The 26,131-nt window shown below is 44.8% G+C and carries 23 protein-coding genes, 2 tRNA genes and 1 other annotated feature; of the genes, 3 read left to right on the top strand and 22 right to left on the bottom strand.

Annotated elements, in window-relative coordinates:
• Positions 1–161 precede the first annotated feature (161 nt).
• The 12 genes from AC0NJP_RS16170 to AC0NJP_RS16115 form a co-directional block, all read right to left on the bottom strand.
• A tRNA-Ser gene (locus tag AC0NJP_RS16170) sits at positions 162–252 on the bottom strand.
• Between the two features lie 5 nt (positions 253–257).
• A tRNA-Ser gene (locus AC0NJP_RS16165) sits at positions 258–346 on the bottom strand.
• A 220-nt stretch (positions 347–566) separates the two neighbouring features.
• Entirely contained in the window at positions 567–1,469 is a 903-nt protein-coding gene (locus AC0NJP_RS16160) for a chemotaxis protein (RefSeq protein WP_474700439.1), read from the bottom strand.
• 42 nt (positions 1,470–1,511) lie between these two features.
• On the bottom strand, positions 1,512–2,738 hold the full coding sequence (locus AC0NJP_RS16155) for an EAL and HDOD domain-containing protein (RefSeq protein WP_474700438.1): 1,227 nt from the start codon (positions 2,736–2,738) through the stop codon (positions 1,512–1,514).
• A 59-nt stretch (positions 2,739–2,797) separates the two neighbouring features.
• Complete coding sequence (locus AC0NJP_RS16150) at positions 2,798–4,483, bottom strand: methyl-accepting chemotaxis protein (protein ID WP_474700437.1); 1,686 nt, start codon at positions 4,481–4,483, stop codon at positions 2,798–2,800.
• Positions 4,484–5,066: 583 nt separating this feature from the next.
• A complete protein-coding gene (gene hcp / locus AC0NJP_RS16145) occupies positions 5,067–6,698 on the bottom strand; it encodes a hydroxylamine reductase (protein ID WP_474700436.1) in 1,632 nt (543 codons plus the stop codon).
• A 105-nt stretch (positions 6,699–6,803) separates the two neighbouring features.
• Positions 6,804–8,195, bottom strand: coding sequence for a sodium:solute symporter family protein (locus AC0NJP_RS16140; RefSeq protein ID WP_474700435.1), 1,392 nt, complete (start codon positions 8,193–8,195; stop codon positions 6,804–6,806).
• Positions 8,196–8,479: 284 nt separating this feature from the next.
• Entirely contained in the window at positions 8,480–9,142 is a 663-nt protein-coding gene (locus AC0NJP_RS16135; protein WP_474700434.1) for an energy-coupling factor transporter transmembrane component T, read from the bottom strand.
• Positions 9,139–9,951, bottom strand: a complete 813-nt coding sequence (locus tag AC0NJP_RS16130; RefSeq protein ID WP_474700433.1) for an energy-coupling factor ABC transporter ATP-binding protein — start codon at positions 9,949–9,951, stop codon at positions 9,139–9,141. The genes AC0NJP_RS16135 and AC0NJP_RS16130 overlap by 4 nt, the downstream gene beginning before the upstream one ends.
• Positions 9,945–10,784 carry an energy-coupling factor ABC transporter ATP-binding protein gene (locus AC0NJP_RS16125; protein WP_474700432.1) on the bottom strand — a complete coding sequence of 280 codons (840 nt, stop codon included), beginning with the start codon at positions 10,782–10,784 and terminating at the stop codon, positions 9,945–9,947. The genes AC0NJP_RS16130 and AC0NJP_RS16125 overlap by 7 nt, the downstream gene beginning before the upstream one ends.
• Complete coding sequence (locus tag AC0NJP_RS16120) at positions 10,781–11,359, bottom strand: tryptophan transporter (protein ID WP_474700431.1); 579 nt, start codon at positions 11,357–11,359, stop codon at positions 10,781–10,783. The genes AC0NJP_RS16125 and AC0NJP_RS16120 overlap by 4 nt, the downstream gene beginning before the upstream one ends.
• Before the next feature lie 52 nt (positions 11,360–11,411).
• Positions 11,412–11,674, bottom strand: a binding site (T-box leader).
• A gap of 83 nt (positions 11,675–11,757) precedes the next feature.
• Entirely contained in the window at positions 11,758–12,477 is a 720-nt protein-coding gene (locus tag AC0NJP_RS16115; RefSeq protein ID WP_474700430.1) for a polysaccharide deacetylase family protein, read from the bottom strand.
• Between the two features lie 43 nt (positions 12,478–12,520).
• On the opposite strand from AC0NJP_RS16115, the gene AC0NJP_RS16110 reads away from it, so the two are divergent.
• On the top strand, positions 12,521–13,678 hold the full coding sequence (locus AC0NJP_RS16110) for a D-alanyl-D-alanine carboxypeptidase family protein (RefSeq protein WP_474700429.1): 1,158 nt from the start codon (positions 12,521–12,523) through the stop codon (positions 13,676–13,678).
• Between the two features lie 55 nt (positions 13,679–13,733).
• Here AC0NJP_RS16110 and AC0NJP_RS16105 read toward each other — a convergent pair whose 3' ends face one another.
• Genes AC0NJP_RS16105 through hypA form a run of 4 tightly spaced genes read right to left on the bottom strand, consistent with a single transcriptional unit; the run spans position 13,734 to position 15,728 of the window.
• Positions 13,734–14,513 carry a CheR family methyltransferase gene (locus AC0NJP_RS16105; RefSeq protein WP_474040854.1) on the bottom strand — a complete coding sequence of 260 codons (780 nt, stop codon included), beginning with the start codon at positions 14,511–14,513 and terminating at the stop codon, positions 13,734–13,736.
• Positions 14,510–14,716: an aspartyl-phosphate phosphatase Spo0E family protein gene (locus AC0NJP_RS16100; RefSeq protein WP_474040855.1), complete on the bottom strand. Its 207-nt coding sequence runs from the start codon at positions 14,714–14,716 to the stop codon at positions 14,510–14,512. The genes AC0NJP_RS16105 and AC0NJP_RS16100 overlap by 4 nt, the downstream gene beginning before the upstream one ends.
• The gene (hypB, locus tag AC0NJP_RS16095) at positions 14,717–15,385 is read right to left on the bottom strand and encodes a hydrogenase nickel incorporation protein HypB (protein ID WP_474700428.1); all 669 of its coding nucleotides are present in this window, start codon (positions 15,383–15,385) and stop codon (positions 14,717–14,719) included. It abuts the gene before it with no gap.
• A 1-nt stretch (position 15,386) separates the two neighbouring features.
• The gene (hypA, locus tag AC0NJP_RS16090; RefSeq protein WP_474040857.1) at positions 15,387–15,728 is read right to left on the bottom strand and encodes a hydrogenase maturation nickel metallochaperone HypA; all 342 of its coding nucleotides are present in this window, start codon (positions 15,726–15,728) and stop codon (positions 15,387–15,389) included.
• Positions 15,729–15,845: 117 nt separating this feature from the next.
• Between hypA and AC0NJP_RS16085 the strand changes: the two genes are divergently transcribed.
• On the top strand, positions 15,846–16,100 hold the full coding sequence (locus AC0NJP_RS16085; RefSeq protein ID WP_474040858.1) for a small, acid-soluble spore protein, alpha/beta type: 255 nt from the start codon (positions 15,846–15,848) through the stop codon (positions 16,098–16,100).
• A 48-nt stretch (positions 16,101–16,148) separates the two neighbouring features.
• On the opposite strand, the gene AC0NJP_RS16080 is transcribed toward AC0NJP_RS16085, so the two are convergent.
• From AC0NJP_RS16080 to trmB, 4 genes are all read right to left on the bottom strand, one after another.
• Positions 16,149–18,116 carry a penicillin-binding transpeptidase domain-containing protein gene (locus AC0NJP_RS16080; RefSeq protein WP_474700427.1) on the bottom strand — a complete coding sequence of 656 codons (1,968 nt, stop codon included), beginning with the start codon at positions 18,114–18,116 and terminating at the stop codon, positions 16,149–16,151.
• Positions 18,117–18,196: 80 nt separating this feature from the next.
• The gene (ftsW, locus tag AC0NJP_RS16075) at positions 18,197–19,381 is read right to left on the bottom strand and encodes a putative lipid II flippase FtsW (protein WP_474700426.1); all 1,185 of its coding nucleotides are present in this window, start codon (positions 19,379–19,381) and stop codon (positions 18,197–18,199) included.
• Between the two features lie 123 nt (positions 19,382–19,504).
• Entirely contained in the window at positions 19,505–20,731 is a 1,227-nt protein-coding gene (locus AC0NJP_RS16070; RefSeq protein WP_474700425.1) for a DUF2935 domain-containing protein, read from the bottom strand.
• A 65-nt stretch (positions 20,732–20,796) separates the two neighbouring features.
• A complete protein-coding gene (gene trmB / locus AC0NJP_RS16065; RefSeq protein ID WP_474700424.1) occupies positions 20,797–21,447 on the bottom strand; it encodes a tRNA (guanosine(46)-N7)-methyltransferase TrmB in 651 nt (216 codons plus the stop codon).
• A gap of 172 nt (positions 21,448–21,619) precedes the next feature.
• Between trmB and AC0NJP_RS16060 the strand changes: the two genes are divergently transcribed.
• Positions 21,620–23,416 carry a heme NO-binding domain-containing protein gene (locus AC0NJP_RS16060; RefSeq protein WP_474700423.1) on the top strand — a complete coding sequence of 599 codons (1,797 nt, stop codon included), beginning with the start codon at positions 21,620–21,622 and terminating at the stop codon, positions 23,414–23,416.
• Positions 23,417–23,515: 99 nt separating this feature from the next.
• Here AC0NJP_RS16060 and AC0NJP_RS16055 read toward each other — a convergent pair whose 3' ends face one another.
• The gene (locus AC0NJP_RS16055) at positions 23,516–25,645 is read right to left on the bottom strand and encodes a heavy metal translocating P-type ATPase (protein ID WP_474700422.1); all 2,130 of its coding nucleotides are present in this window, start codon (positions 25,643–25,645) and stop codon (positions 23,516–23,518) included.
• A gap of 14 nt (positions 25,646–25,659) precedes the next feature.
• Entirely contained in the window at positions 25,660–26,025 is a 366-nt protein-coding gene (locus AC0NJP_RS16050) for an ArsR/SmtB family transcription factor (protein WP_474040944.1), read from the bottom strand.
• Between the last annotated feature and the right edge of the window lie 106 nt (positions 26,026–26,131).

Here is a 26,131-nt window from a genome sequence, read left to right as displayed (position 1 = left end):
CATCTCCTAATGGGTAATCTGTATTTTAAGCTGGCAGGCTTATTTACAGATTACCACGTTAGGGCTCACCGCTTAAGCTCTCTGGAACCACGCGACTATCGCGTGGTTTTCTTTATACAAAAAAACTGCCTACTAAGCAGTAGGCAGTACTTGTTTCTATATGGCGGAGTGGCAGGGATTTGAACCCTGGCAGGCCTCACGACCTCTAACGATTTAGCAAACCGTCCTCTTCAGCCACTTGAGTACCACTCCATATATGGCGGAGAGGGTGGGATTCGAACCCACGGTCCCTTGCAGGATCACTGGTTTTCAAGACCAGCTCCTTAAACCACTCGGACACCTCTCCAACTTTCAAACACATTAAACAGTATAACAAAATAAGAATCTCTTGTCAATCATAACCGATTGTAAAAAGCCACCAACGATAAGCTCTGGCAATAGACGGAGAAAATTTAAACGAAAGCCCTAGAAAAGAGAACTTGTAGTAACAATTCTCTTTTCTAGACTAACTTCGCTACGTTTAACATCGCCCTGGCTTGTATCATTTCCTCGGCACAAAGCTTTTCCTATTCAAACATAATCTTATCTACTACGCCAATTAACTGTTCAATTTCTGGTTTCGTGATTTGAGCACAGGCGCCTAAAGCCTCACCTTTTTTGCGCATAGCATCATTGATTAATGAAGAAAATACAATGATTGGCAGTTCCTGCAAAGCTTTATCCTCCTTTACTTTTTTCATTAAGTGATGGCCATCCATTTGGGGCATTTCTATATCGGTAATAAGCATTTGGATCTGCTGCGTAATTGATTCGTCGCTGGTTACTAAATTCTTCATCTTTTCCCACGCGACCTGACCATTTTCCGCGGAAATCGTATTATAACCGGCAGTAGTTAAGGTTTGCAGTAATAATTCTCTTAGCATATGTGAATCTTCGGCAATCAACACCGTCTTTTTCTTGCGCAAATTGATTAATTCTTCCGTTGAAACAGGCACAGCAGTTAGTTTTCTAACGATTTCAGGATTTACTTCTGATAATATTTTTTCAAAATCCAATAGAAGAACTAAACGGCTTTCTAGCTTTACAACACCAATAATCTGCGCCGAGTCAGATACAGTGGGAGCAGGTTCCATTTGACTCCATGAAATGCGATGAATTCTAGACACATCATCTACTTTAAACCCTACAAAGTACCCATTCATTTCAGCAACAATGATTTTCGGATTAGCAGCTTGGTCATCCCCATGTAAGGATCTCGCCAAATTTAATAAAGGCATAATTTTACCGCGCAAAGTAAAAATGCCATCAACAAGGGAATGGACCTGAGGCAACTCCGTAACAGGGACGATATTAATAATTTCTCTTACTTTTGCTACATTGATACCATAGGAACGATTACCAATAGAAAACTCAATAATTTCAAACTCATTTGTACCCGATTCTAATAAAATCCCTTTTTGATTGTCCATAAAGCCCTCCAATTTCTTAATCATTTACTGCTTTCATTATTTTCAGGCACCAGTAACTATATTATCGGCCCAAATAACAGCCGCTTTATACGCCTCTATTACATCATGTTCAGCCATACCCATTTTTCCAATACAATAAAAGCAGGTCTCCCAATCCCCTTTTTCATAGCTTATCACTAAATTATACAATAATGAAAATTCATTATTATGATTAGGAGTCTCTAGTAAAGCCTGTTTGAGTTCTTCCGCTAAATGAAGCTCATTCAATATTTCCGGCAAAGGCCGTTCCAGCAGTACATCAAGGTAAGAAAACATTCCCATGAGAAAGGTATGTTCTGCAAAGGCTTTGGGTAGTTTACGCAAGGCTAATCGCTTACAGAATTCCGCTCTAATCAGTGATTGTACGATGAGTTCATTCGGCTTATCAGTCGCAATATTTTTTAAAGCAATCAGTGATATCCATTTTTTCAGCTCTTGTTCACCCAAAAGCACCAAGGCTTGCTGTAAAGAACAAATTCGTAGCCCAAAACCAAAAATAGGCGAATTAATAAATTTTAATAATTTATAAGATAACGAAAGATCCTTTTGTATAATTTTCCCAATTTGATTTAAATTCAATTCAGGCTGATTCAGTTCTTGCAGAATTCGCAGATAGTTCCCTTTATATTCAGGAATTTCCTTATGAGATGCAATCACAGGTTTACCAAAAAAATAGCCTTGAAAGTAAGAGTAACCCTGCTGTAACGCCCAGTAAAACGCCTCTTGTGATTCAACCTTCTCTGCCAAAAACTTGACGGGATAATTCTTTAATCGCTGAACAATGGCAACTCTTTCCTGTTCAGTCGTATTACAAAAATCCACTTTAATAATATCAATCAACGGAATCAGCGGTGCGAACTTGTCTAAAAGAACAAAATCATCTAATACTAATAAATAGCCATCTTTTTTTAGTTGTCTACAGACCTTAATGATTGCTTCGTCAGGAAAGACATCTTCTAGAATCTCTACGGCAATTAATTCTTTCGGCAACATCCCGGGAGTATTATTTTTTATCGAATTAGCAGTAAAATTAATAAAAGCCTTTTTCCCTTTTGTTAATCGTTCAATGCCCATCAGTAAAAAAGAATTTACAATCACACTATTTGTCGAACAATCCCCATCCAAGCCATCGTACTGATCAACAAATTTATGCCGAAATAACAATTCATAGCCAACAACATTTAATTTGACATCAAATATTGGCTGCCGTGCTACATAAGCATCTGCCAAGACAAAGCTACCCCTTTCAGCTAATAAACGGCTAATACCATGAGACTACCGATTAGATTTTATAATTTAAAATACACAACAGCGGTTTGCAGCTCTTGGGCTAGATCCGCTAAGACCTGGCTCGCTGAGGCGATCTCCTCCATGGAAGCAGACTGCTCTTCTGTGGCTGCCGAAACATTCTGAGTTTCACTTGATGAATGTTTACTCAATATATCAATTTGTTCTACAGAAACAACTATTTTCCTACTTCCACCAGCCAGATATTCCATAGAAGACGAAATCTCTTGAACCTGCTTTGAGACATTCGCCACAAGCGCGGCGATATCGGCAAAGGCCTCGCCTGATTCATTCACGGCAACGGCGCCCGCGCGTACTTCGCTACTCCCTTGCTGCATGGCAATAACAGCCTTGTCTGTATCACTTTGTATTTCCTGAATCAAGCTACTAATCTTTTTAGAAGCTTCTTGCGATTGTTCTGCTAGCTTTCTAACTTCTTCTGCTACAACAGCAAAGCCTTTGCCTTGTTCACCGGCTCTAGCCGCTTCAATCGCCGCATTAAGCGCTAAAAGATTCGTCTGCCCCGCTAAAGTAGAAATTGTGTCAACGATTTGCCCAATGTCTTTAGACCGCTCGCCGAGTTCGGTAACTAACTGCTCTGACATACCTACAGTCGCTTCAATTCGCTTAATTTGATCAACCGTCTTTAAGGCCTGCTCATTCCCTCGCTGCGCCTTAACAGCAACATCGGCTGCCGCACCGGAAGCTTGATTGACATTGCCAGAAATCTGCTCCATACCTGCCGACATATTTTGTACGACAGAAGTTGTCTCATGAGCCGCCGTCAGCTGTTTCGCTGCCCCATCAGCTACATTCGTAATGGCTACTGCCACTTGTGTTGCTGCTTGGGCTGACTGATTTGAACTTGCCGTCAATTCTTCGGAAGAAGCAGCTACCTGCTGTGCCGATTGACTAATTTTTTGTAAAAGTTGACGGACTTGCGTACGCATATCAGCCAACGCATTGGCCATCTCGCCAAGCTCGTCGCGCCGCGTTACTTTACGAGGCTTATCGCGAAAATCCCCTGCTGCTAACTCCTTGCTAAAAGCAACTACAGCTAAAATAGGCTGCACGATATTATGAGCAGCATAAAGACCTACGAGTATGGCTAAAACAAGAGTAAATGCCGCACAGATCAAAGCGACATATTTTGTATGTTCCGCCTCACTCACATCTTTTTCCATTACGCTTACAATCTGCTTACTCCGATAGTCTTGCGACTCCTTTATCTTGGCAAATAGCGCGGCCGCACGCGGCGCCAAATCTGTTGCCATAAGCTGAGTCAGCTCTTCTTTCTTGCCTTGTTGTATCAAGACAAGAGCTTTATCAGCAGCCGCAGAGTATTGATTATCAAGGGTTTTGATCTCTGCCGCCATTTTTTTGCCTTCCGGAGTAGAAGACATCGCAATTAATTCATCTTCTAAGACATCGTTCTCTTTGGCTAATCGCCGATAGTCTTCTAATACGCCTTGATTATTAGTTAATGCATAACCTCGTAACTGCGCCACCATCTTTATCGCGTTTTGCGCCACTTCCTGATTCTTCATTTGACGAGGAATATCGCGCTCCTTCAATAATACAATGCTATCGGCCGTTGCCGCTACGTTCCAAATCGTATAGGCAAAACCGAGTGTCGCCACAAGCGCAACAAATAGAAAAAAAGCAGTAATCTTTGTTTTTAGTTTCATGTCTCCCTGGGTTCTTAGTCGAACCCTCACCCTCCTCTAATCCTTTTCAAATTGTATATATGTAAACAAAAAAACGCCCGCAACAATCTAAGTTGCAAGCGTCTCACCAAACAGCTTCAGCTATACCACACTGTTTAACTTTGCTCCCAAGGACCGGATCAAAATGGTCGCGATAAGAACCAAAAATACACTGCAAGGTAAAAGTCTACACCACAGACCACCCAATTTTATTTGCCAGTCCCACGGCTTATAAACTATACGTTGAAGGTATCTAAAAAGAGTTTCCCGCTAAAACGATAAAACATGATCGCGTATCACTAAATCTCTGTCATTTATATTAGCAAATTTTAGTATATTATACTATTTAATAGTCTATGTTTCAACATTTACTCTGTCAGTTTGACAGATAAGTTTAGTACCTTCCCTGATACCATATCCTAAAAGCTCTAAACTAAGCTTATTTTGTAAGATATGTTCAGTTCCTGTTGAATCCTTTTTAGCAAAACATTATTTAAAACAAAAAGCGTCTAGAATCCTTAAAAACAAAGGACTCTAGACGCTTTTATTATTTTAACCAAACATTTTAACCAAGAATGGCTTTTAAATCTTCTTCTGGCGTCGTAATCGCCATCAAGTTGAAGTTGTCTTGCAGCACTTGCAACACAGCCGGTGTTACAAAAGCTGGGAGGCTTGGGCCAAGACGAATATTCTTGATGCCTAAGTGAAGCAGTGTCAGTAAAATTGCTACAGCTTTCTGTTCATACCAAGACAGGATCAAGGAAAGCGGCAAGCTGTTCACATCCGTTTTAAACGCTTCCGCCAAGGCAACTGCAATGCGAATTGCGGAATAAGCATCATTGCACTGACCAATGTCTAAGAGACGCGGCAAGCCTTCGATCGTACCAAAATCCAGTTTATTAAAGCGATATTTACCACAGGCTAAGGTTAAAATCAAGCAGTCATCAGGAATTGCCGTAGCAAGATCCGTATAGTAGTTACGTCCGCTCTTGGCGCCATCACAACCGCCTACGAGGAAGAAGTGACGAATTTTGCCTTGCTGAACAAGCTCAATCACTTTGTCAGCGGCGCCAAGCACACTGTTATGACCAAACCCAACGAGAATTGTTTTTTCATCCTGATCAACAGCAAAGCCTTCTGCAGCCTGTGCAGCGGCAATAACTGGCGCAAAATTGCGGTCAGAAATATGGACAACATCAGGCCAAGCCACGAGACCACAGGTAAAGATGCGGCTCTTATAGCTATCAGCCGGTTTTTGAATGCAGTTGGTTGTCATCAGAATTGCGCCAGGGAATGCGTCAAATTCCTTTTGCTGATCCTGCCATGCTCCGCCATAATTTCCAACAAGATGAGCATATTTTTTCAATCCGGGATAACCATGAGCTGGCAACATTTCGCCATGAGTATAAATGTTAATTCCCGTACCTTCCGTCTGTTTCAACAATTCTTCCAGATCTTTGAGATCATGACCTGATACAAGAATCGCTTTGCCTTTTACTGGAGTTACCCGTACAGCTGTCGGTACTGGATCGCCATATGCGCCGGTATTAGCAGCATCTAACAGAGCCATTACTGTTAAATTCACTTCGCCGACTTTAAAGGCCATAGCCACAAGCTCGTCAACAGTAAAGGCATCTTTCGCTAAAAAGCTTAAGGCTTCGTGGAAGAATCCATATACAGTTTCATCTTCCTGTCCTAATACCTGAGCATGATCGGCATAAGCCGCCACTCCTTTGAGACCGGAAAAAATCATTTCCATGAGGCCAGAAACATCGGCGCCAAAATTCTTCGTGCGATCCGCAATATAAGCAACGGTATCGCCGGCTAAAGTACTGTCATAAGTAAAATTAGCTGCAGCAGCCAATTTGTCTTGATTTACACCCGCTTTGGCACAAGCATCTTCATAAAGAGCCTTTGCCTTCTCTTTTAAACGATAGGCTTCTTGCAGCAGTCCTTGCAAACGAAGCGGATCAAAATTCACATTCGTTACAGTCGTAAATAAAGCATGAACAACAAAAAGATCTATTTCATGATCAACAACGCCTAATTTTCTAGCGGCATGAGCGTACACGGCAATTGCCTGAGCACCGTAAAGGAGCACATCCTGCAGACCAGCTGTTTCAGGGTTCTTACCACAGACACCGAAGGATTCACAGCCTTTCCCCTGGGCCGTCTGTTCACATTGATAACAAAACATAAATTCATTCCTCCTATAGCGGTTTCTTATCTTTCACTGCCTTAAGTATACAAATAAAAAAGGCAGGGCACTGTGATAGATATCACAGTGCCCTGCCTTTTTTTATTATTCTTCGTTCGTCTGTTTCTTCGTTACTAAGCTTAAGCCGACAAGAGCGATAAAGCTTACAATTAAGCCTGGATAAAGCGGATCAATTCCCTTTGGATACATCATAAACCAAATAATATTAGCCAAAGGCCCTAGTATTGCAGCAACAACACCGGCCGTAGGAGAAACAAATCGCGGCAACAGCATCGCGCCAAGTAGCGGAAACAAAGCAGCGCAACCGCGCAGGCCTTGCGATAAGTAGGTCCAGCCTAAAATGAGCGATCCCGCATTACCGTTGGCAATTACAGCCGTAATTACACAAACAACTACAATCAAAAGACGCTGTACCAGCAACGTTTCTTTGCCGCTGGCATTGATCCGGAAGAACTTTTGGTAGATGTCGCGGGTAAACATCGTCGTAACACCTAAGGTCAAACCAGCCCAAGTACCGACAACCGTAATAAGTAACGTACCTAAGATAATACCGGCAGCCAAAGGTGGCAGATAATGCATAATAAAAGCAGGAAATACTTCAGCCGAAGGTGTATTCGGGAAGTTTGCTTTCATAAATAAGCCGACTAAAATACCACCAATGCCGATAGGCGGCGCCAAAATAGCAGCCATAATTGCGCCCTTTTGTGATTCTCGCAAATTCTTCGCTGATACTACAGCCTGCATATAGGTCTGAGTCGATAAAATCCCGACAATGACCGAAAAGACAGCAGCCGTATCTTTTTCGATGCCACGACCGAAGAAGGAAAACCAAGGATATGCTGGAAACGCATTCGCATAGCCACTAACGCCGCCCATAAAAAAGTAGGCGGCAATCCCGCACATAATCATAGAAGCATATACGAGAAACAGTTTCGCCAAACCAGCATAGCCAGTTCCCCATATCCCGCCAAAAAGTACATAGGCCAAGGCAATGACTACACCGATACTTGATGATATGACGGGATTCATATGAAACATCGCACCCATTAATGCTACAAAAGATAAAACTTGAGCCACCAAGTTAAAAAAGATGCCTACAGACGTAAAAATACTAGAAATCGGGCCAATCTTATCACCATATGTTTTAACAAGATACTGTGGAATCGTTTCAGCAGAACTGGCATAAAACTTCTTAGTTAAGCCAAGTCCCAAAATAACCAAGCCAATGCCGCCGCCGATCGTATACCACCAAGCGGAAAAGCCATACTGAAAGGCCAGCTGCGCTGTCCCAATTGTCGATGCGCCGCCGACAAACGTACCTAATAACGTCCCAGTTACAAGCGACCAGCCTGCTTTGCGGCCGCCTGTAGAAAAGTCAGCCGTTGATTTTACTTTACTACCAGCATAAAGACCGGCTCCGGCTATAAGTACAAAAGCGATCACAATTCCAATAATATGTGCTGAAGAAAGATCCATAATTTATGCCCCCTCACCAAAATAAAAAAATCCATCAAATAGTCTCTCTCTAAACTCTGCGGCGCCTCACCCTCTTCTGCAACATTTGACCTCATATAACAAGGTAAAACTTTACACTTTTTATTCAAGTATACATGTACCCATGTCTTTTTGCTACTTTTTTTTTACTAATGGGCCAAAAACAACTCCAAGCGGGTAAGAAAACAAAACCAGCCGCTTAGAAAAATATCCAAACAGCTGGTTTGCTAAAACTTCATTTTTATAATATAGCAGCCTTATCTATTTTAATGAACATAAAAGATCAGTGCAGAAGCCAGAACAATCCCTGAAAAAAAGCCGTAATCAATACGATGAAGCACGGGTCCCTTTTCCGTTTTTTTCGCGGCAAAGCCGCGTAGTGCTAGCGCCATAGCCATATTTTCCGATCGACTGATTGCGCGCAGTACGAGTGGCCCAATTAAAGCGCCATAAGCAGCTAGACGAGCCAGAACGGAACTCTTTTCCTGATAACCCCGACAGGACTGAGCCTCCCGTACCTGTTTGCTTTCCTTGACAAAATCGGGAATAAACCGAAAAACCGAAGTGAGCATAAAAGCATATTCTGGCGCCAACCGAAAGGTTTCTGTAAAGAGTTGATGAAATTCACTGCTTGTTGTTGTCTTTAATAAATAAACAAAGATAAAGGTCATCGCCAGCATACGCAGTCCCGACAACAAAGCTAATGCATAAGAAGCGCCGCACAGAAGCTGCAATGCGCCGAGAAATAACGCAAAGAGGAATAAAGAACCCAATACTTTCTTGCCATCACCGAATAGCCCAACAGCAGCAAGCAGTACAAGCTCGGCCAAAACCAGTCCGCCTAAATAAAGAGGATCGGTTAACACAATCGCCCAAACTGTCATCGCCAAAGTCAGACAAAATTTTGTAATGATGCGTGGTTCCATCATGGATTCCCCCTTATCGCTCGTATACTTTGGGCTAGTTCTTCTAAGCTAGCCGTTCTTACTACGCCAAACTCTTGCAGTTGCTGTGATAACACAGCAGCTACCGGCAGTGTCATTCCCCATTCTAAAGCTTGATTATGGCGGAACAGCTCTAGTGGCTCACCGTCAAAAACAAGACCGCCGCCTTGAATCACAATGACGCGATCGGCATACTTTTCCAAAACCATCCGATCATGGGTAATGACAAGAACCGCTTTCCCCTGACGGCAAAAGTTTTTAAGAAGTTCCATCAAGTGAGTACGAAATATCATATCTTGACCGCAAGTCGGTTCATCTAAAATCAACAAATCAGGCTGCAGGGCAACGGCGCAGGCGATGGCTAGGCGCTGTTTCTCACCCTTTGTCATCAGTTTGGGATTTTGCTGCTCTTTGCCGGTAAGTTCCAGGGCGGCAAAAGCAGCCTCTGTCACTGCTTTGACTTTATCAGGTGAAAACTTAAGCTGCCGCGGCCCATAGCTTACTTCATCCCAAGCCGTATTCTGATAGAAAATCAGATCAGGATTTTGAAATACATAACCAATATGGCGCGCCTTGTCAGCCGTTTTCGCGAAAGTAATATTTTCTCCCTGAAATAAGATTTCGCCGCCATCAGGCTTTTCCAGTGACATAATCAGTCGAGTCGTCGTCGTTTTGCCGCTGCCGTTTTTACCGGCAAGAACGGTGAACTGACCAGCCTCCAGCGAAAAGTTCAGCGGCCCTAGTTGAAAATCTATGCTTTTATAATGAAAGAGTAGATCGGCTACAGTCAGCACCGTTTTTCCCCCTTTACAGCTTGCAAATAGCAAAGTAGATCCTTACTAGCTTCTTCCTCTGTCTGCCAGTAAGGCAGCGACGCATCGCCAATTCGGCTTCTGAGCTGCCACAAATCAGGCAAAAACCGCTGATAAAGGCTATCGGTTTCTAAAGTCGGCGCCAAAGAGCGCGGCGTTCCGGCAAAGCGAAGTTTGCCTGCTTCCAAGACTAAGAGCTGATCGGCCAGTAGCAATAAATCGCGTGGATCCTGTTCTGCCGCCACAACCGTCATCCCGTCGTCAGCTAAACGACGGAGCAGTTTATAAAGCTGTTTTTTCCCTTCGGGATCCAAGGCCGCCGCTGGTTCATCAAATACAAAAAACTGCGGTTCCCGGATCAGCGCTGCCGCAATCGCCAGTCGCTGTTTCTGTCCGCCTGACAGAGCGGCAATTTCTCGATCGGCGAAACCAGCAAGCCCCACAGCCGCTAAATAGGTTTCTACTTTTTCCTTGGCGGCAGCTACAGGCAGTGTATTATGAAAAGTCATTTCTTCCCAAACAGTTAGGCTAAAGAGCTGGCTTTCATAGTCTTCCAAGACAATCGCCACCTGCGGCGAAATTTCTTGTAGCGTACTTTTCACGATAGAAGTTTCATTTAAATAAATGTCGCCAGCCGCCCGCCCTCCGAAAAAGTGAGGAACTAGGCCGCAAAGACTGCGGCAAAACGTGCTTTTGCCACAGCCGCTCAAGCCTGTCACCACTGTCAATGTGCCGCTGGCAAGCTCAACCGCAATATCTTGCAGCGCCAAATTCTTCGGTCCATAGCCGTAGGAAAAATGTTCAAAACGGATCAAAGGGATTCCTCCTGACGATGAAAGAGCTTTTCAGCCGGATAATAGAGGAGCTGCGTAATCACAAGATTAATCGCGGCAACAGCGATAACGACAGGTAGCATGCCATATAAATATACGGCCCAAGGAAGCGCTAACACGAACTTTAAAATTAAGGTAAAGATCGCACCGCTGGCGATCGTACTGAGCCCGGCTGATACGCCCGGTAAAAAAGCAAACCGTTTTGTTCCGGCTGTTGTAAAGAGATGAACCAGTATGGCACAGCAAAGCGCGCCAGCAAGTTCACTCGGGATATTGGCAAAAGGAAACGCCGATTTGGAAGTGGGTATATTAATCAAACCTGCCACTAAACCAATGCCGCCAGATTGTAACAGCGTCGGCCTTGTCAAGTTAATGGCAATAGCATACATAGCGATCATAAAATTCGGCGAAATTCCCGCCACACTAGGAACAACGAAATGTAAAATAGCGCCAATGGCTAAGAGAAGCGCCGTCACAGCAATCCACCGGAAACGATTTCCTTCGCTTTGATCAAAATTCGTAAATATCGGTTCCTTTTTCAGCTCTTTTTCATTCATTTTCGTTCATCCTCCCTAAAAATGATAAATAAAAAACCCCACGTCTCCTAACAATAGGGACGAGAGGTTAACTCGCGGTGCCACCCTGATTGATGACATATAGTCATCCGGCTCTACCAAGTACGGGACAATCAAATCCGATACTGGCTTCTAGGTAACGGTAGAAGTTTCCGGCAGCGCCTACCTCACCAACAAGGTGACTCGGACTGCTTCTCACAGGCCCATTCGACAGACTGATCGGACGCCAAACTCTCACTACCATTGGCTCGCTGAACTCTTCTGGTCTTGTGTACTCTTCCTGTTCATCGAAATTTTCATTTCAATTGTTGTTATGAGTATATAAAAAAAACAGCTTTTTTGTCAAGATCTTATTGCAAAAAAATTCTTTCGTCTTTTCCTCAAGGACTAACTTCTTCATATTGTAAAAGATCACTAACTGTGACAAACTGATAACCTTCCCTACGCAGCGTATCAATAAGCGTTGGCAAAGCCTCCGGCGTCGAAAGCGGATATTGTCCGTCATGCAAGAGAACAATAGAACCAGGCTTTACCTTCGAAACGACTCGTTCCACTATATTTTCTGCTGGCGGACAACGCCAATCTTCGGGGTCAACCGACCAGGTGACCGTCGTATAGCCTCTTGCTTTAGCCGCAGCCAGCACCGCTTTATTGGCTACTCCGCCTGGCGGGCGGAATAATACAGGCTCGACGGCCGTTTCCTGTCTAACTACAGCAGCAGTTTGGTCAAGTTCTTCCCCAATCGCATCAGCCGAAAGTTTGCTTAAAAGGGTATGAGTAAATGCGTGATTTCCTAGCTCATGGCCATCGGCAATGGCTTGTTTCACTAACTCTGGCTGTTCCTTGGCATTAACCCCTAACAAAAACAACGTGGCATGAACTCCTTTTTCCCGCAGGATTTTTAAAATTTCTGGCGTTACCTTGCGATTCGGACCATCATCAAAAGTCAGCGCAACGACTTGATGAGTTGTAGCAACACTGCGAACCATTTTTTGTTCTTCCTGCAGCTTGTCAGTCGCCGCGCCTAACGATACAATCACAGCAAAAACAAGGGCACTCCAAAAAGCAGTGCGGCGCGTTTTCCAAATACACCTTTTCACCCTTTCCACCCCCACCAAACTTTATGCAAGCAGGAGGTATCCTATGTATAAAAAGGTTTTATATTTTTGTCTGTTAGTATTCCTTTCATGGCTTTTGCTCTACCCAGCAGCTTCCTGCCAAGGAGCACCGCTCATCAAAGCAGAGGCCGCGATTTTACTAGACGGCCGAACCGGTCAGGTCTTATACGAAAAAAATAGTACGAAACGCCAAGCTCCGGCTAGCACGACCAAAATTCTAACAGCTCTACTCGCGATCGAAAGCGGGCGCCTTGACGAAGTTGTAACAGTAAGCCCCGCAGCAGCGGCTACGCCAGGCTCTACTATGCAGCTTTATGCCGGACAAAAAATTACCATGAGGGAACTTCTTACAGGCCTCTTACTTCGCTCAGGCAATGACGCGGCTGTCGCAATTGCCCAACACTTAGCAGGCTCTACGGAGGCCTTTGCGGCATTGATGAATCAACGGGCGCTAGAACTCGGCGCCGCCAGCAGTCATTTTATGAATCCCCACGGACTCTCTCACGCTGATCATTACGTATCGGCTTATGATTTAGCACGCATCACCCAGTATGCTTTAATGAATCAGACCTTTGCCGCCATTGTACGTTTAAAAGAAACGCAGATTGATTGGACGGACCGCCGCGGTCAAGAAGCAGACCGCAATCTACGCAATACGAATAAACTGCTGTGGATGCTGCCAGAAGCCGATGGCGTAAAAACAGGAACAACAGGACGGGCAGGCCCATGTCTTGTTGCCAGCGCTACGAAAGACAACCAGCAACTGATTGCCGTAGTACTCCACGACAGCGCCCGCTGGCATGATGCGGCGGCTTTATTAAATTATGGGTTCTCACAATTTTCCCTAATAGATGTGGCCGCTTCCGGTGATGTTATTGCGCCTGTTTTAATAGAAAAAGGACTGGACTCTGCCGTTGATGCACTGGCTGCCGAAGACGCCGCCCTCGTCATTGCCGCTAAAAATAAAAAGAATGCCACAGTCGAATACCATTTGCCGGAAATAGTAAAAGCCCCCGTATACCGGGGGCAAAAACTTGGTGAAATCGTATTCTTTCAAGATCAGCAAGCCGTGAAAAGCGTGGACCTCATCGCGGCAAAAGATGTGCGGGAGGATTCCCTGGAACAAGCCTTTTTGACACAGCTACTTAAAACGTATCGCCTGCTGTCAAACTGCGGCTTGTAACCCTAGCGTAGCTCGCATAAGCGTAGCTAGCTTCGTCATTATTTCGGAGTGTAACTCAAGGTTTCCGATAAAAGAACGGTAAATAGTGCTGAAAACCAATATCGCGGAAATTCAAAATAGCTTCCGTACCGCCAACAAATAGAACGCCCTTTGATTTAAGCGCCTCAAAGAAACGGCGGTATAAACCATCTTTGGCTTCTTCTGTAAAGTAGATAACTACATTGCGGCAAAGAATCAAGTCAAAGCCAGTATCAAAGCGATCAAGCAGCAGATTATGCTTTTTAAATTCGATACGGTTTTTAATATCGTCATTGACAACGGCGCCGCCTTCAACAGGCTTGAAATACTTTTTCATCCGGGCTGGCGAAACGTTTTTCAGTTCATTATTAACATATTGGCCTTGCTTCGCTTTGGCCAACATTTCCACGTCAAGATCTGTTGCCACAATGCGATGACGCGTATTTGGCGTAAGTTCATCTAAAATCATGGCAATCGAATAAGGCTCAGCGCCAGTAGAACAGCCAGCACTCCAAATACTCAACTTCGGCGTAGAACGAAGCATTTCCGGGAAAACCGTCGATTCTAACTCAACAAACTTTTCAGGGGTCCGGAAGAATTCCGTAACGTTAATCGTCAAAAAGTCGATAAAATCCTTGTACATTTTCTCATCACGGTTAATGAGTTCAAAAAAGGCCATATAACTGGTTACACCGTTTCGAGTCATGAGGTTACCAATCCGGCGCTGCATCTGCGCCGGCTTATAGTCATTTAAATTAATACTTGATTTTGCAAATAGTTTTTGTTTAAAGCTTTCCCAATCTTGATCTCCACTCATAATATCCCTCCATCTTTCTGGCAAAACTGTGCTCTTTGCCTGGTCTTTCGCTTTTCGTATTCTACAATAATCTGATCAAGCAAATGGCTCATCTGCGTAACTTCTTCACAGCTTAACGCGAGGCTTCGCTCAGATTGAACCAGAACATGAAGTTCTCGCCGCAAACGCTCAATCTCGACTTCCAGTTCCCGCAGTCGCTCCATTTAACAAGACCTCGCCGTCCGTTTTTTCTGTACTTGATCCAAAAGCCACTGTCCCCAAGCGGCAAGACCATCGCCGCTCTGACAAGAAATCTCTAACAGACAAACGGTCGGATTTAAGGTGGTAATATCTTCTTTCGCTGCCGCAAGATCAAAGGGGAGGTAGGGCAGTAAATCTGTTTTATTAATCAAAACCACAGAGGCTTCCTTAAAAATCAACGGATATTTCAGCGGCTTATCTTCCCCTTCGGTAACACTCAACAATGTTGCTTTCGCATCTTCACCAATAAAGAATTCCGCAGGACAGACAAGATTTCCTACATTTTCAATAATTAATAAATCAATGTCATCTAAGGGCAGTTTGGCAAGCGCTTTTTCGACCATAGCTGCATCGAGATGACAGCCGCCGCCTGTATTAATTTGGATGACTGGTATACCCAAAGCGCCAATGCGATCGGCATCCTTCGCCGTAAATAAATCGCCTTCAATAACAGCTACACGTAACTTATCTTTAAGCGAAGCTAACGTTTTTTCGAGAAGCGTTGTTTTGCCAGCACCAGGAGATCCTAGTAAATTTAGCGCAAAAACACCTTTTTCCGCAAAAATCTGCTGCAACGACCTAGCTATACGGTCATTTTTATCGAGAATGTTTTCCATAACCTTGACTTCCATGTCAATCCACCTCCAAATGATCTACCTTAAGCTCTCTCCCTGACAGAATCGTTACAGCTCTTGACTCGCAACTTGGACAAAGGAACTTATAGTTCTCTATAGGAAATTCTTTGCCGCACTCACAGCAAGAACCAATCAAAGGCGTCTTTTGAATAAATAATTTGGCGCCACTGCAAAAAGTCCCTGCTGTTACGGCTTCAAAACAGAAAAAAAGAGAATCAGCCTCCACACCAGCCATTTCGCCAACAAGCAAATGGACTTCACGAACAATCCGAAACTCGTATTTCGCCTGCATGTCTTTTACAAGATCTAAAATTCCTTCGGCGATGGCCATTTCATGCATAATATCCCTCTCTGATTTTACTGACATTTGTGCAACTATTTGACAAGCCACACCAAGCATAATTCAAGCGCCAAATCCCGATAATAGAAGTAGTAACACAAAAGGAGGTGAACTACAATGGCAAGAAGCAATAAACCGGTTACACCGTCGGCCGAAAATGCTCTGGACCGTATGAAAATGGAAGTGGCCACAGAACTTGGGATTGCCGATAATGTTAAAAACCAGGGCTGGGCTACCATGACCTCCGCTGACTGCGGCCGCGTCGGCGGCCATATGGTCAGAAGAATGATTGCACAGTACGAAGCCAGCATGGGCGGCTCGTCAGAGGCAAATACAGGTTCGCTTACCGCAAAGATGGATCCTAACAGCTAAAGCTAACAAAAGGGTCTGATCGCAAGGACGGCTGAGGCCGTCCTTTACTTATTCAAAGATAACGACAACTTCCACCCCAGGCTCAACAACCCGATTCGGTGCTATGTTTTGATTGACGGCAGTGCCAGAGCCAACAGGAATAAAGCAAAGGCCGCTATTTGCCAAAATCTGACCGGCTTCACGAATGGTCTTACCGGCTACCGAAGGCACCAGAATCTTACCTGGCGGTACTGGCGGCAAGGAACCTTGTGAATCTTTCGGCGCTGCCGCTGTTTGAGTCGGCGGCACTTGGGGCAGTACATTGCCGCCAATTGGTCTGATTTCCAAATAACGCATAAGCTGCGTCATAATGTCGCTAAAGACAGGTGCAGCAATTTGCCCGCCATAATAAGAGTCGCCCCCCGTGTCATCAAGTACAACGAGAACCGATAGAGCGGGGTCTTCTACTGGGCCAAAGCCAACAAAAGAAGAAATGTAATGGCCTTCTTCATAGCCGCCATTTTTTTCATTTAATCGCTGAGCCGTACCCGTCTTACCGGCAAAGTGATATCCTTTTACCTGGGCTTTCACCCCGCCGCCTTCAGACACTACCTTTTCCAAAAGCGATACCAACGTATGGGCTGTTTCCGGCGTAATGACCTGACGCGCCGGATCAGGCAATTTTGTTGCCACAGTCGAACCATCAGGGTTATAAATCGCTTTAATAATATGAGGTTTTAACAACAAACCGTCATTGGCAATAGCCGATACTGCAGTAATCAGTTGCAGCGGCGTGACAGCAATACTTTGCCCAATCGACATGGTAGCCAGATCTGACGGTCTCATGTCGGCCGGATTAAATAAAATGCCCTGTTCTTCGCCTGGCAACTCAATTCCTGTGGGCTTGCCAAAACCAAAATTACGGGTATAGTCCATGAGTCGCGTAGCGCCAATACGCATACCCACTTTGACAAAGCCTGTATTTAAGGATTTTTTAATAATATCGGTAAAGGACGTATTATTTAATCGTTCTTCATCGGCATTTTGTATTTTCCGTCCTGACACCTCTACATAACCTTGATCGGTAAACCGTTCATCAGGATATACGAGCCCTTCTTGCAGCGCGGCGGCAGCTACCACCGATTTAAAGGTAGATCCCGGTTCATAGACAATAGATAACGCACGATTTCGCCAAGCCGCAGCCGTAGCCTTATCAAAATGATTCGGATCAAAGGTTGGTCGACTGGCCATAGCTAAAATCTCGCCCGTTTTGGGATTCATAACGAGAACAGTAGCCGCTCTAGCGTTAGTCATAGCAATCCCACGGTCAAGACATTGCTCCACAATAAACTGAATATTACTATCAATCGTTAGGGATACGTTCTTTACTTGTTTCGCTGGTGTAAAGGTGAAAACGGAGTTGAAAATAGGGATACCGTAGTTGTCCGTATCGACAAGCTGTTGCATATTTTTTCCTTTGATCGTACTGTCAAGGCTCATTTCAAGCCCATCAAGCCCAACGTCATCAGTGCCAACAAAACCGAGCACCTGCGCAGCCAAGCGATCATTGGGATAATAGCGCTTACTTTCATCAACAAAATAAAGCCCTTTCAGCTTATGCTGCTCAATATACGCTTTTACCTGCTTATATTGCTCTGGCTCTAATGTTCGATGTATATACACAAAGAATTTACCGGACTTTAAAACATCAACGATCTCTTCGGGTTTCTCATTGACGATTGGCGCCAGCTCCGCTGCGACCGTATCAGGATCACCGTTAAATTCACTAGGATTGGCATATAAGGATTTATTCAGACTGCTGACAGCAAGCTCTTTGCCATTGCGGTCAAAAATTGTGCCTCGCGGCGACTGCAGCTTTAAATTCTCCTGAAGTTGATTTTTCATTTTTTCACTGTATTGTTTACCATCAACAAACTGAATCCAGGCAATCCGGCCAATTAAGCCTGCAATCACAACTAAGAAAACAGTTACAGTCAGGGCAATCCGCCCTTTAAGCGAGGCCGTCTGGATACGCATCAATTCACACTTCCCATGATTTCATAAAACTTTACTTACCTATTTTTATTCCACGAAATACAGGTATTTCCCTGCCGTTTTTATTCTTCAATGCGACGTCGTACTAACTTAAGCCGCGGTCGCTCTAAGGGGACAACTTCCGATAAACTGGGTCGTTCCGCGCCGCCATAGCGGCCAATGCTCATGAGCATACCGATAGCCGTCATATTCACTAACAAGGATGTGCCGCCATAGCTGATAAAGGGCAGCGGCACCCCAGTGACAGGAATGACACCGCAGACCATAGCAATATTAGCAACAGCCTGCCCAACAATGAGCGATGTTAAACCAAGTCCGAGTATCGTACCAAAGCCATCAGGCGCTTTGAGGGCAATCCGCACCCCATAAATCCCAATAACCAGAAGTAAAAAAATAACACAGACGGCGCCAACAAAGCCCATTTCCTGAGCGAGAATCGCAAAAGCAAAATCGGTGTGAGCTTCTGGCAGATAGTAAAATTTACTTGAACCCATCCCAAAACCAGTACCAAAAAAGCCGCCTGACCCAATGGCTAGTAACGACTGTACCGTCTGATAGCCAATCCCTTGCTGATAGGCCCAAGGATCAAGCCACGCCGCAATTCGCTCGGCTCGATAGGCTGCGGCAAACACAAGATAGACACAAGCAACGCAAAAAGACACAAATAAGCCTAGTATCTGCTGGCGAGGAATTCCGGCTATAACATACAAAAACAGACTGATTCCCGCTATGACCACAGCTGTCCCCATGTCGGGCTGCTTTAATACCATAACCCCCATTAGCAAAGAAACATAAATGGGCTGAGAAAACAAGGTAATATGGCGATGACGATCAATGCGCGGCCCTAAATAGGCGGCTGATAAGAGCACCGCTGTCAGTTTCGCCACCTCGGAAGGCTGAAAATTAATGCCCGCTAGACGAATCCAACGTTTCGCCCCATTTGCGTCCAGCCCCATAATCGGCACAAGAATCAGTACGAGTAGCGTTCCTAGCATTAGATAATTAAGGGGACGACCGCGCCACCGCCGATAGTCAATTTTAGCACAAAAAATAAGACTAATTAAACCAATCCCTAAAACCATCAAATGACGCTTTACATAAAAATAACTATCATGAAATTGCTGCCCAGCCGCTACAAAACTGGCGCTAAAAACATTCACCATACCAAACAAAACAAGTAACATGGTAACAACAAGCAGCGCCTCCACGGGATTTCGCCAAAACTGCGGTATACTTCTCACAATCATAAACTCCTCTTGGTTTTTACTACACTTTCACTTCTACCTCTTCACTTCTACTTCTTCAGAAAATCTTCCTGCTCTAAACCGCTAGAGGAAAAAGTCCTGAGCTGCTTTTAGCCCAGGACTTTTTTACTGTTTTATTTTCTTCACTAAGGGGCGCGGCCATTGATGTGACCATTTCATCTTTGGCTTTGCTTCGTTTTTCTTCGAGTCTTCTTCAAGGTCTTCCCCTAAGGGTTCAATGGTATCTTCCGCTAACTCTTTGTGTAACTCTTGCGATAGTTCTGTGATAAGCACGGGAGCTGCTTCTGTCGCTTCATCCCGTTCGCTTGCCGCTGGCTCTGGTTCTTCTCGCGGCACAACTTCTTCCCATTCACCGCTATTTTGTTGGTACTGATGAGCCCATTTCGGTCGATTCGCTGTATCAAGTCCGCTATAACAGGGCATAGGTTCCTCATTCTCAGCAACAGCTTCTGCATCGCTTTCCGCCTGCAATCCAAGCAGCTCTGGCGACAAAGTCATTTCAGGCGTAAACGGATAAAGCTCCGGCTCAACCATTTGCTGTGAAGACAAACAAGCTTTCTCTAACATGGCCAGAACACTCAAATAATGCTCCGCTTCCCGTCGCAAATGATCCGCCAATTCTCGTGGCAAAATTCCCAGTAGTCGACACTGCGCAATAAGTTCTTCTGCCAATTTTTTAAAATCCCTGAGTCGCAGCGTCGCCCGTCGCGTATCAGCTAGATAACGCAAAAAAGCCGGAATATCTTGGTGCCGCCGATCCAGCATGGACACAAAATCGCGGCCCTGCAAATAAATTTCATCAAACTCCTTCGTAAAACTTCGCGCCGTATCAATCACATTGCGCTCTGACGGATCCACCAAAGCTCCCATAAACTGCGTATGATCCTCCATAATGCGAACCCAGAAAAGATTTTCTTGCGCTTTTGTCGCCTGTAGGAGCGGCCGATTGTCTCTGATCTTTTCAAATAGACCTACAGCATAAGCATTTTCCCGCAGCAAGTGATCGATTTGCAAGGGATACAAATGGCTTAAGAGTTCGCAGGTAATCATCCGGTTGAGAAGCTGCCGCTGAAACTGATAAAAATTCATCATTACAGGTAATGCCTGATCGACCACTTCAACCGGACGCCGCAATTCATCAGCACGACGGCGCAGAGCGCGAAGTTCCTGATAAAAAGCCTGCGCTTTTTCAGCCAAGGCGGACTGCACTCCCGCCAGACCGGCACGAATAAACAAAGCATGTTCTTCTAAAATGTGCAGCCAAAACCGTACCTGATCGCCTGTAGGCGGCGACAGCGGCACTGCCGTTTTGGCAAAAGGCGGACGCGGCATACTAACACTCCCCTATTGCAGTACTTTCAACTACTATAGGTTTATGCAAAAATAGCACAGAATGTTCAGGAAAAATAGACCTCACAGCGATAAATTGGCTGTCCCAAGGCACTAAATTTTGCTTCATACTCTGTTTCTACATTTTCATCCCACTCTTCCTTATGGAGATCGAGAGAAATATGCTTTAATTTTAAATTGCAGTCGGCAAACTCATTTAAAGAAAAAGCAAAGAGATCGCGGTTGTCGGTCTTAAAACAGAGCGGCGCGCCCAGTTGCAACAGGCCGCTGTAAACAGGAAAAAAACTGCGATGAGTCAACCGTCGTTTGCTGTGGCGTTTTTTCGGCCAGGGATCGCAAAAATTAATAAAAAGTCCGGCTATGGATCCCGGTGCAAAGAGTTCCGTAAGTAATTTTCCATCCATTAATAAAAACCGCACATTCTTTAACCCTTTTTCTCTCGCCTTGCGCGCGGCAAAATAAATAATATCGTGCTGAGCTTCGACGCCCACATAGAGCTTATCAGGATGAAGCGCCGCCATTTCCGTAATAAAACGGCCTTTCCCTGTGCCCACTTCCACATAAATCTCACCAGATTTGCCGAAAATCTGATTCCAATCGTCGGCACTCACAGATTCATTCAAATTTACAATTAAGTCACTATATTCCTGAATTGCTTCGACAATCCAAGCTTGCTTTCTCAGGCGCAAATTATTCACCTCGTCTAAAAATTATCCTCTGAAAACTTCAGACTTCTATTTTACGATACTTTTTAGCCTTTTGGTATCTTTCCGGCGAAAAAAGGCGAAATTTAACAGGAAAACAAAAGCTTCCGGCGAATAGTATGCCAAAGAGAAATCTTTTCAATGCAGATCGGAGTGAACAATATACATGAAAGCGACAGTAGTAAGTACTTGGATGGATACAGCAAAGAAACTATGGGGCAACGATCTGACGGGTCAAGCCATGGAATCCGTCGGCTGGCCGCGCGATAAAATTTTTCTCATGACTGAAGATATTCCTGATGATAAACCGGGAAAATTCGTAAATTTTATTGCGCAGCATGCGGGAAAAAGTGCTGATGATATTTGGCTTGAAATTGGCAAAGATAATATCAAAACGTTCTTTCGCTTCTACCCCGCCTTCTTCCAAAAAGAAAATCTATACTCTTTCCTTCGTTCTATTTACGACATTCATGTCGTCATTGTAAAACGGATTGCCGGCGCCCATCCACCGGAACTATTAATTAATCCTATCTCAGAGCGTGAAGCCATTATTAGTTATCGTTCGAAGCGAGCTATGTTCGGTTATTTCCGCGGCCTGTTAGCCGGATCAGCCGAGCATTTTAAAGAAAAAATTCAAATTGAAAAAGTGGAACAGACCAGTGATTCTTTAAAGCTAAAACTGACTTTTGATAAACCGATTTCCTATACTAAAAGCTATTTCTTTAACCAGCTTCTCGCCTTTGGTATCTTCAAATCGCTTGCGGCCAAAGCTGGCCTTGCTACAGGTTTTGTAACTCTCGTTCTTTGCGGTCTTTTATCACTGGCTGGTCTAAACGCTCCGCTGTGGCTTGCTCTCGTCAGCGGCTTTTCCGCCTTCGGCGCTTCCCAGTTACTGCTGGCGCCGTTATCGGCCATAAAACAAGACTTACAAAACTTGCAGGAACGCAACTATATTCCCGAAGAAAAAATCAAGTCCTCTGATGAATTGGAAACTATTTTTGCCATGATTCGCCGCTATAAACAACTGCTAAAAGGTGACTTTGTGGGCTTTAAAGGCATTACTGATGAAATGGGCAAATTTGCCGATGATTTTAACGGTCTTGCCGACCGCATGAGCGATACCTCCCAAGGCATTACGAATGTAGTGCAAGATGTAGCTGCTGCGGCTTCCAGCCAAGCCCAAGAAACAGAAAGCGCTGTAGAAATCTTGACAGGCAATCTTGATACGCTGAAAGATGTCATGACTCAGCAAACCTTAAATAAGCAACGTTTAGAAACAGCCGTTGCCGAAATCAATAAAGGGTTCACTGATGTGCAAGCTTCCAGCGAGAAAATCGGCGCGAGCTTAGTCCATTTTGCCAAAGTAAAAAATGCCGCCGAAGATCTCCAGGCTCAGGCTACCAATATCTCAGCAATCACAAATATGGTTGCGGCAATTGCCGGACAAACGAATCTCTTGGCTCTCAATGCCGCCATTGAAGCAGCCCGGGCTGGTGAACAGGGCCGCGGCTTTGCTGTCGTCGCCGAAGAAGTGCGAAAATTAGCCGAACAATCCCACGAACACTCGGAACAAATCTCTAGCGATCTAAAAATATTAACAGGCACGATCGGCGAAGTCGTCCTCTCCATCGAAAAGGAATTCGATATTCTCGACACAGAAAGCAAACAGCTTGGCAATGTTGTCAATGTGAACAACAGCCATGTGGAAAATATTCATTTAGTTGCTAACAACATTGTCGATATGATTGATAAACTGGAAGCAGAAATGGAAGGACTGAACCGTGTATCTGATAAAATCGAATCGCTCGCCGCGATTTCCGAGGAAAACTCGGCAGCCAGTCAGGAAATGAGTTCTGCTGTGCATATCTACGATGAAAAGCTACGCGACATGCTTGAAAAGATCACTGAGTTTAAAGCAGTCATTCGCAACTTTAGTGCCGATATGAAACATTATCGGACCTGATAATAAGAGTCCCAATTAACGCATTGTTATGAAAACAAAGAGCATTTACGGCTAAGCCTTAGGCCAAGCGTAAATGCTCTTTATATTTTATATTTACATTTAAGGAAGTCTTGATTTTTGCTCTCGCAAAAGTCGCATCCCATTCAGTGTAACTAAGAGTGAAGCGCCCATATCAGCGAAGATAGCCAGCCATAAATTGACGATGCCGAAAAAAGTTCCCACTACGAATAGTCCTTTAAGGCCAATCGAAAAGACAATGTTTTGTTTAATAATCGCCATAGTCTGGCGGCTGAGTCTGATTAAATAAGGAAGTTTACTAAGATCATCAGAGAGTAAGGCAATATCAGCGACTTCAATCGCAGCATCAGATCCAGCAGCGCCCATAGCTACGCCGATTTGCGCCGTGGCTAAAGCAGGCGCATCATTGATCCCATCGCCGACCATCAGAGTTTGCCCTTGCTGCGCGATAATACTGTTTAACGCCGTAACTTTATCTTCGGGTAGTAACTCACTATAATACTGCTGAAGTCCTAGTGAATCAGCTACTGTTTTTGCGACTAACCTATTATCGCCCGTAAGCATCGTGATGGAATCAATCCCTAACGACTGCAGCGAAGCAACGGTGGCTTTGCTTTGCTCTCGCACTTGATCTGCTAAAGCAATTACGCCATAGAACTCTTTGTCTGAACCAAAATAAACAACTGTTTTCCCCATTTCTTCTAAGTCAGTAGCCGCTTCGCTTGCTAAGGTCAGCGGCAAGTTCCGTTCCATAAAGAGACGACGATTGCCACCGTATAAAAGGGTACCGTCAGCCAGTTCGGCCCTAGCCCCTCGCCCAGGCAAAGCTTGAAAATCCTTCGCTTCTAGTGCCGTTTCTAAAGTATCGAGCCGCTTGGCTTCTACCATAATCGCCTTCGCAATGGGGTGCTCTGACCACCGCTCTAAAGCGGCAGCAACCTGTAATAATTCCGCTGTTTTCGTATTCTCACTGGGAAGTATATCAGTAACTGTAAGTTTTCCAGTTGTAAGTGTGCCCGTTTTATCAAAAGCAATCGATTTCACCATGCCAGCGGCCTCTAAATAATTACCGCCTTTCACTAAAATACCATGCCGCGAGGCATTTCCTAAGGCAGCGACGATCGACACAGGCGTAGAAATTACGAGAGCGCAGGGACAGGAAATGACGAGCAGCACCAACGCCCGATAAAACCAAGGTTGAAACGGCTCGCTAAACAGGAACGGCGGCACTGTCATCATCAGGACAGCCCCGGCTATAACGACTGGCGTATAGTAAGCGGCAAAGCGATCCACAAGCTGCTGAATCGGCGCTTTTTGCGCCTGAGCCGCTTCAACGCGTTGCTGAATCTTGGCTACAGTCGACTCGGAAGCCAACTGGGTCACTGTCATGGTAAAAGCGCCCTCACCATTGATCGTACCAGCATATACAGTGTCACCAATGGTTTTATCGACAGGCAAAGACTCGCCAGTAATCGGCGATTGATTCACCGATGTGGCGCCGCTTACAATGCGGCCATCTAAGGCAATTCGTTCCCCTGGCTTGACTAGCACATGATCACCAATCTCAATCACTTCGACGGGAAGACGAATTTCCTGACCATCGCGCTGTACCAGCGCTTCCGCTGGCGTCAAATCTAAAAGCGCGTTCACAGAAGAACGGGTCTTATACAACGTATAGGCTTGCAGTAAATTCCCTAGCGAGAATAAAAAGACCACCGTAGCGCCTTCACTCCACTGACCGATCGCTCCCGCACCAATCGCCGCCAGCAGCATGAGAAAATTCGTATCAAGACTACGCTGCTTTAGACTATAAAAACCGCTTTTTGCCACAGGATAGCCGCCAATTACCATAGTCCCAAGATAAAAGGCCTCAGCCAAAGAAATCTGACCTACCCATTCCAAGAGGTTTGCCAGCAAAAGGGCTATGCCAGAAGCAGCAACGATAAAAAATTTGCGATTTTTAAACCAGCTTGTTATAGTTTTTTCGTTGGGCTTCGCGGCCTGGCTATCAATCATTTGATAGCCCATCGTACGAACCACTTTATCAATCGCCGCCACAGTGACTCTATTTTCATCATAAATCACTTGCAGCTTACTTGCCGTAAAATTTACTTTTGCCAAAGCAACACCAGGTATTTTTCCAACTAACTCGCCAAGATGGGCCGCGCAATCCGCGCAATCAAGTCCTTCAATTACAAACGCCTTTTCCATAACCTTCCCCCTTATCACAAATGGTTGATATGATCGAGCCCCTGACATAAGAGCGCCATAACATGACCATCATCGAGGCTGTACCAAGCCTCTTTACCAGCCTTACGATATTTTACGACGCGAGCGCCTCGCAGGATACGCAGTTGATGCGATACAGCTGACTGTCCTAGTTGCAGCGTTGCTGCAATATCACACACACAGAGTTCCTGCTTTGATAAGAGATGGACAATCCGAATCCGCGTCGGATCGCCAAGAATCTTAAAGATTTCAGCAAGCTGCTGCACTTTGCCCTCAGCTAACAATTCCGCCCTAGCCAAGCAAATTGTTTCGGGGTGAAAACACAGCGTTTCACATAAGTCACCACTGCTACTATTTTGCAAGACGGGAGTCGCTTCTAACGACTCTTGTTCGATACTATGATCTTCTAATATACTTCTCATTGTTTCACTCTCCAACACATGAATATATGTTCATATGTATATCATA

The sequence above is a fragment of the Pelorhabdus sp. sgz311002 genome, from assembly GCF_056134285.1.
Note: the sequence above shows the minus strand (reverse complement) of the source record. Positions and strands in the feature narration are given on the sequence as shown.

What these genes read in the sequence shown, in the direction of transcription:
- AC0NJP_RS16080 (WP_474700427.1), bottom strand. Translation starts at nt 18,116, where the DNA reads ATGCGTATCCAGACGGCCTCGCTTAAAGGGCGGATTGCCCTGACTGTA.
- AC0NJP_RS16110 (WP_474700429.1), top strand. Translation starts at nt 12,521, where the DNA reads ATGTATAAAAAGGTTTTATATTTTTGTCTGTTAGTATTCCTTTCATGG.
- AC0NJP_RS16160 (WP_474700439.1), bottom strand. Translation starts at nt 1,469, where the DNA reads ATGGACAATCAAAAAGGGATTTTATTAGAATCGGGTACAAATGAGTTT.
- AC0NJP_RS16135 (WP_474700434.1), bottom strand. Translation starts at nt 9,142, where the DNA reads ATGATGGAACCACGCATCATTACAAAATTTTGTCTGACTTTGGCGATG.
- ftsW (WP_474700426.1), bottom strand. Translation starts at nt 19,381, where the DNA reads ATGATTGTGAGAAGTATACCGCAGTTTTGGCGAAATCCCGTGGAGGCG.
- AC0NJP_RS16105 (WP_474040854.1), bottom strand. Translation starts at nt 14,513, where the DNA reads ATGAGTGGAGATCAAGATTGGGAAAGCTTTAAACAAAAACTATTTGCA.
- AC0NJP_RS16060 (WP_474700423.1), top strand. Translation starts at nt 21,620, where the DNA reads ATGAAAGCGACAGTAGTAAGTACTTGGATGGATACAGCAAAGAAACTA.
- AC0NJP_RS16150 (WP_474700437.1), bottom strand. Translation starts at nt 4,483, where the DNA reads ATGAAACTAAAAACAAAGATTACTGCTTTTTTTCTATTTGTTGCGCTT.
- hypB (WP_474700428.1), bottom strand. Translation starts at nt 15,385, where the DNA reads ATGGAAGTCAAGGTTATGGAAAACATTCTCGATAAAAATGACCGTATA.
- AC0NJP_RS16055 (WP_474700422.1), bottom strand. Translation starts at nt 25,645, where the DNA reads ATGGAAAAGGCGTTTGTAATTGAAGGACTTGATTGCGCGGATTGCGCG.
- AC0NJP_RS16120 (WP_474700431.1), bottom strand. Translation starts at nt 11,359, where the DNA reads ATGAATGAAAAAGAGCTGAAAAAGGAACCGATATTTACGAATTTTGAT.
- hcp (WP_474700436.1), bottom strand. Translation starts at nt 6,698, where the DNA reads ATGTTTTGTTATCAATGTGAACAGACGGCCCAGGGGAAAGGCTGTGAA.
- AC0NJP_RS16070 (WP_474700425.1), bottom strand. Translation starts at nt 20,731, where the DNA reads ATGCCGCGTCCGCCTTTTGCCAAAACGGCAGTGCCGCTGTCGCCGCCT.
- AC0NJP_RS16085 (WP_474040858.1), top strand. Translation starts at nt 15,846, where the DNA reads ATGGCAAGAAGCAATAAACCGGTTACACCGTCGGCCGAAAATGCTCTG.
- AC0NJP_RS16100 (WP_474040855.1), bottom strand. Translation starts at nt 14,716, where the DNA reads ATGGAGCGACTGCGGGAACTGGAAGTCGAGATTGAGCGTTTGCGGCGA.
- AC0NJP_RS16140 (WP_474700435.1), bottom strand. Translation starts at nt 8,195, where the DNA reads ATGGATCTTTCTTCAGCACATATTATTGGAATTGTGATCGCTTTTGTA.
- hypA (WP_474040857.1), bottom strand. Translation starts at nt 15,728, where the DNA reads ATGCATGAAATGGCCATCGCCGAAGGAATTTTAGATCTTGTAAAAGAC.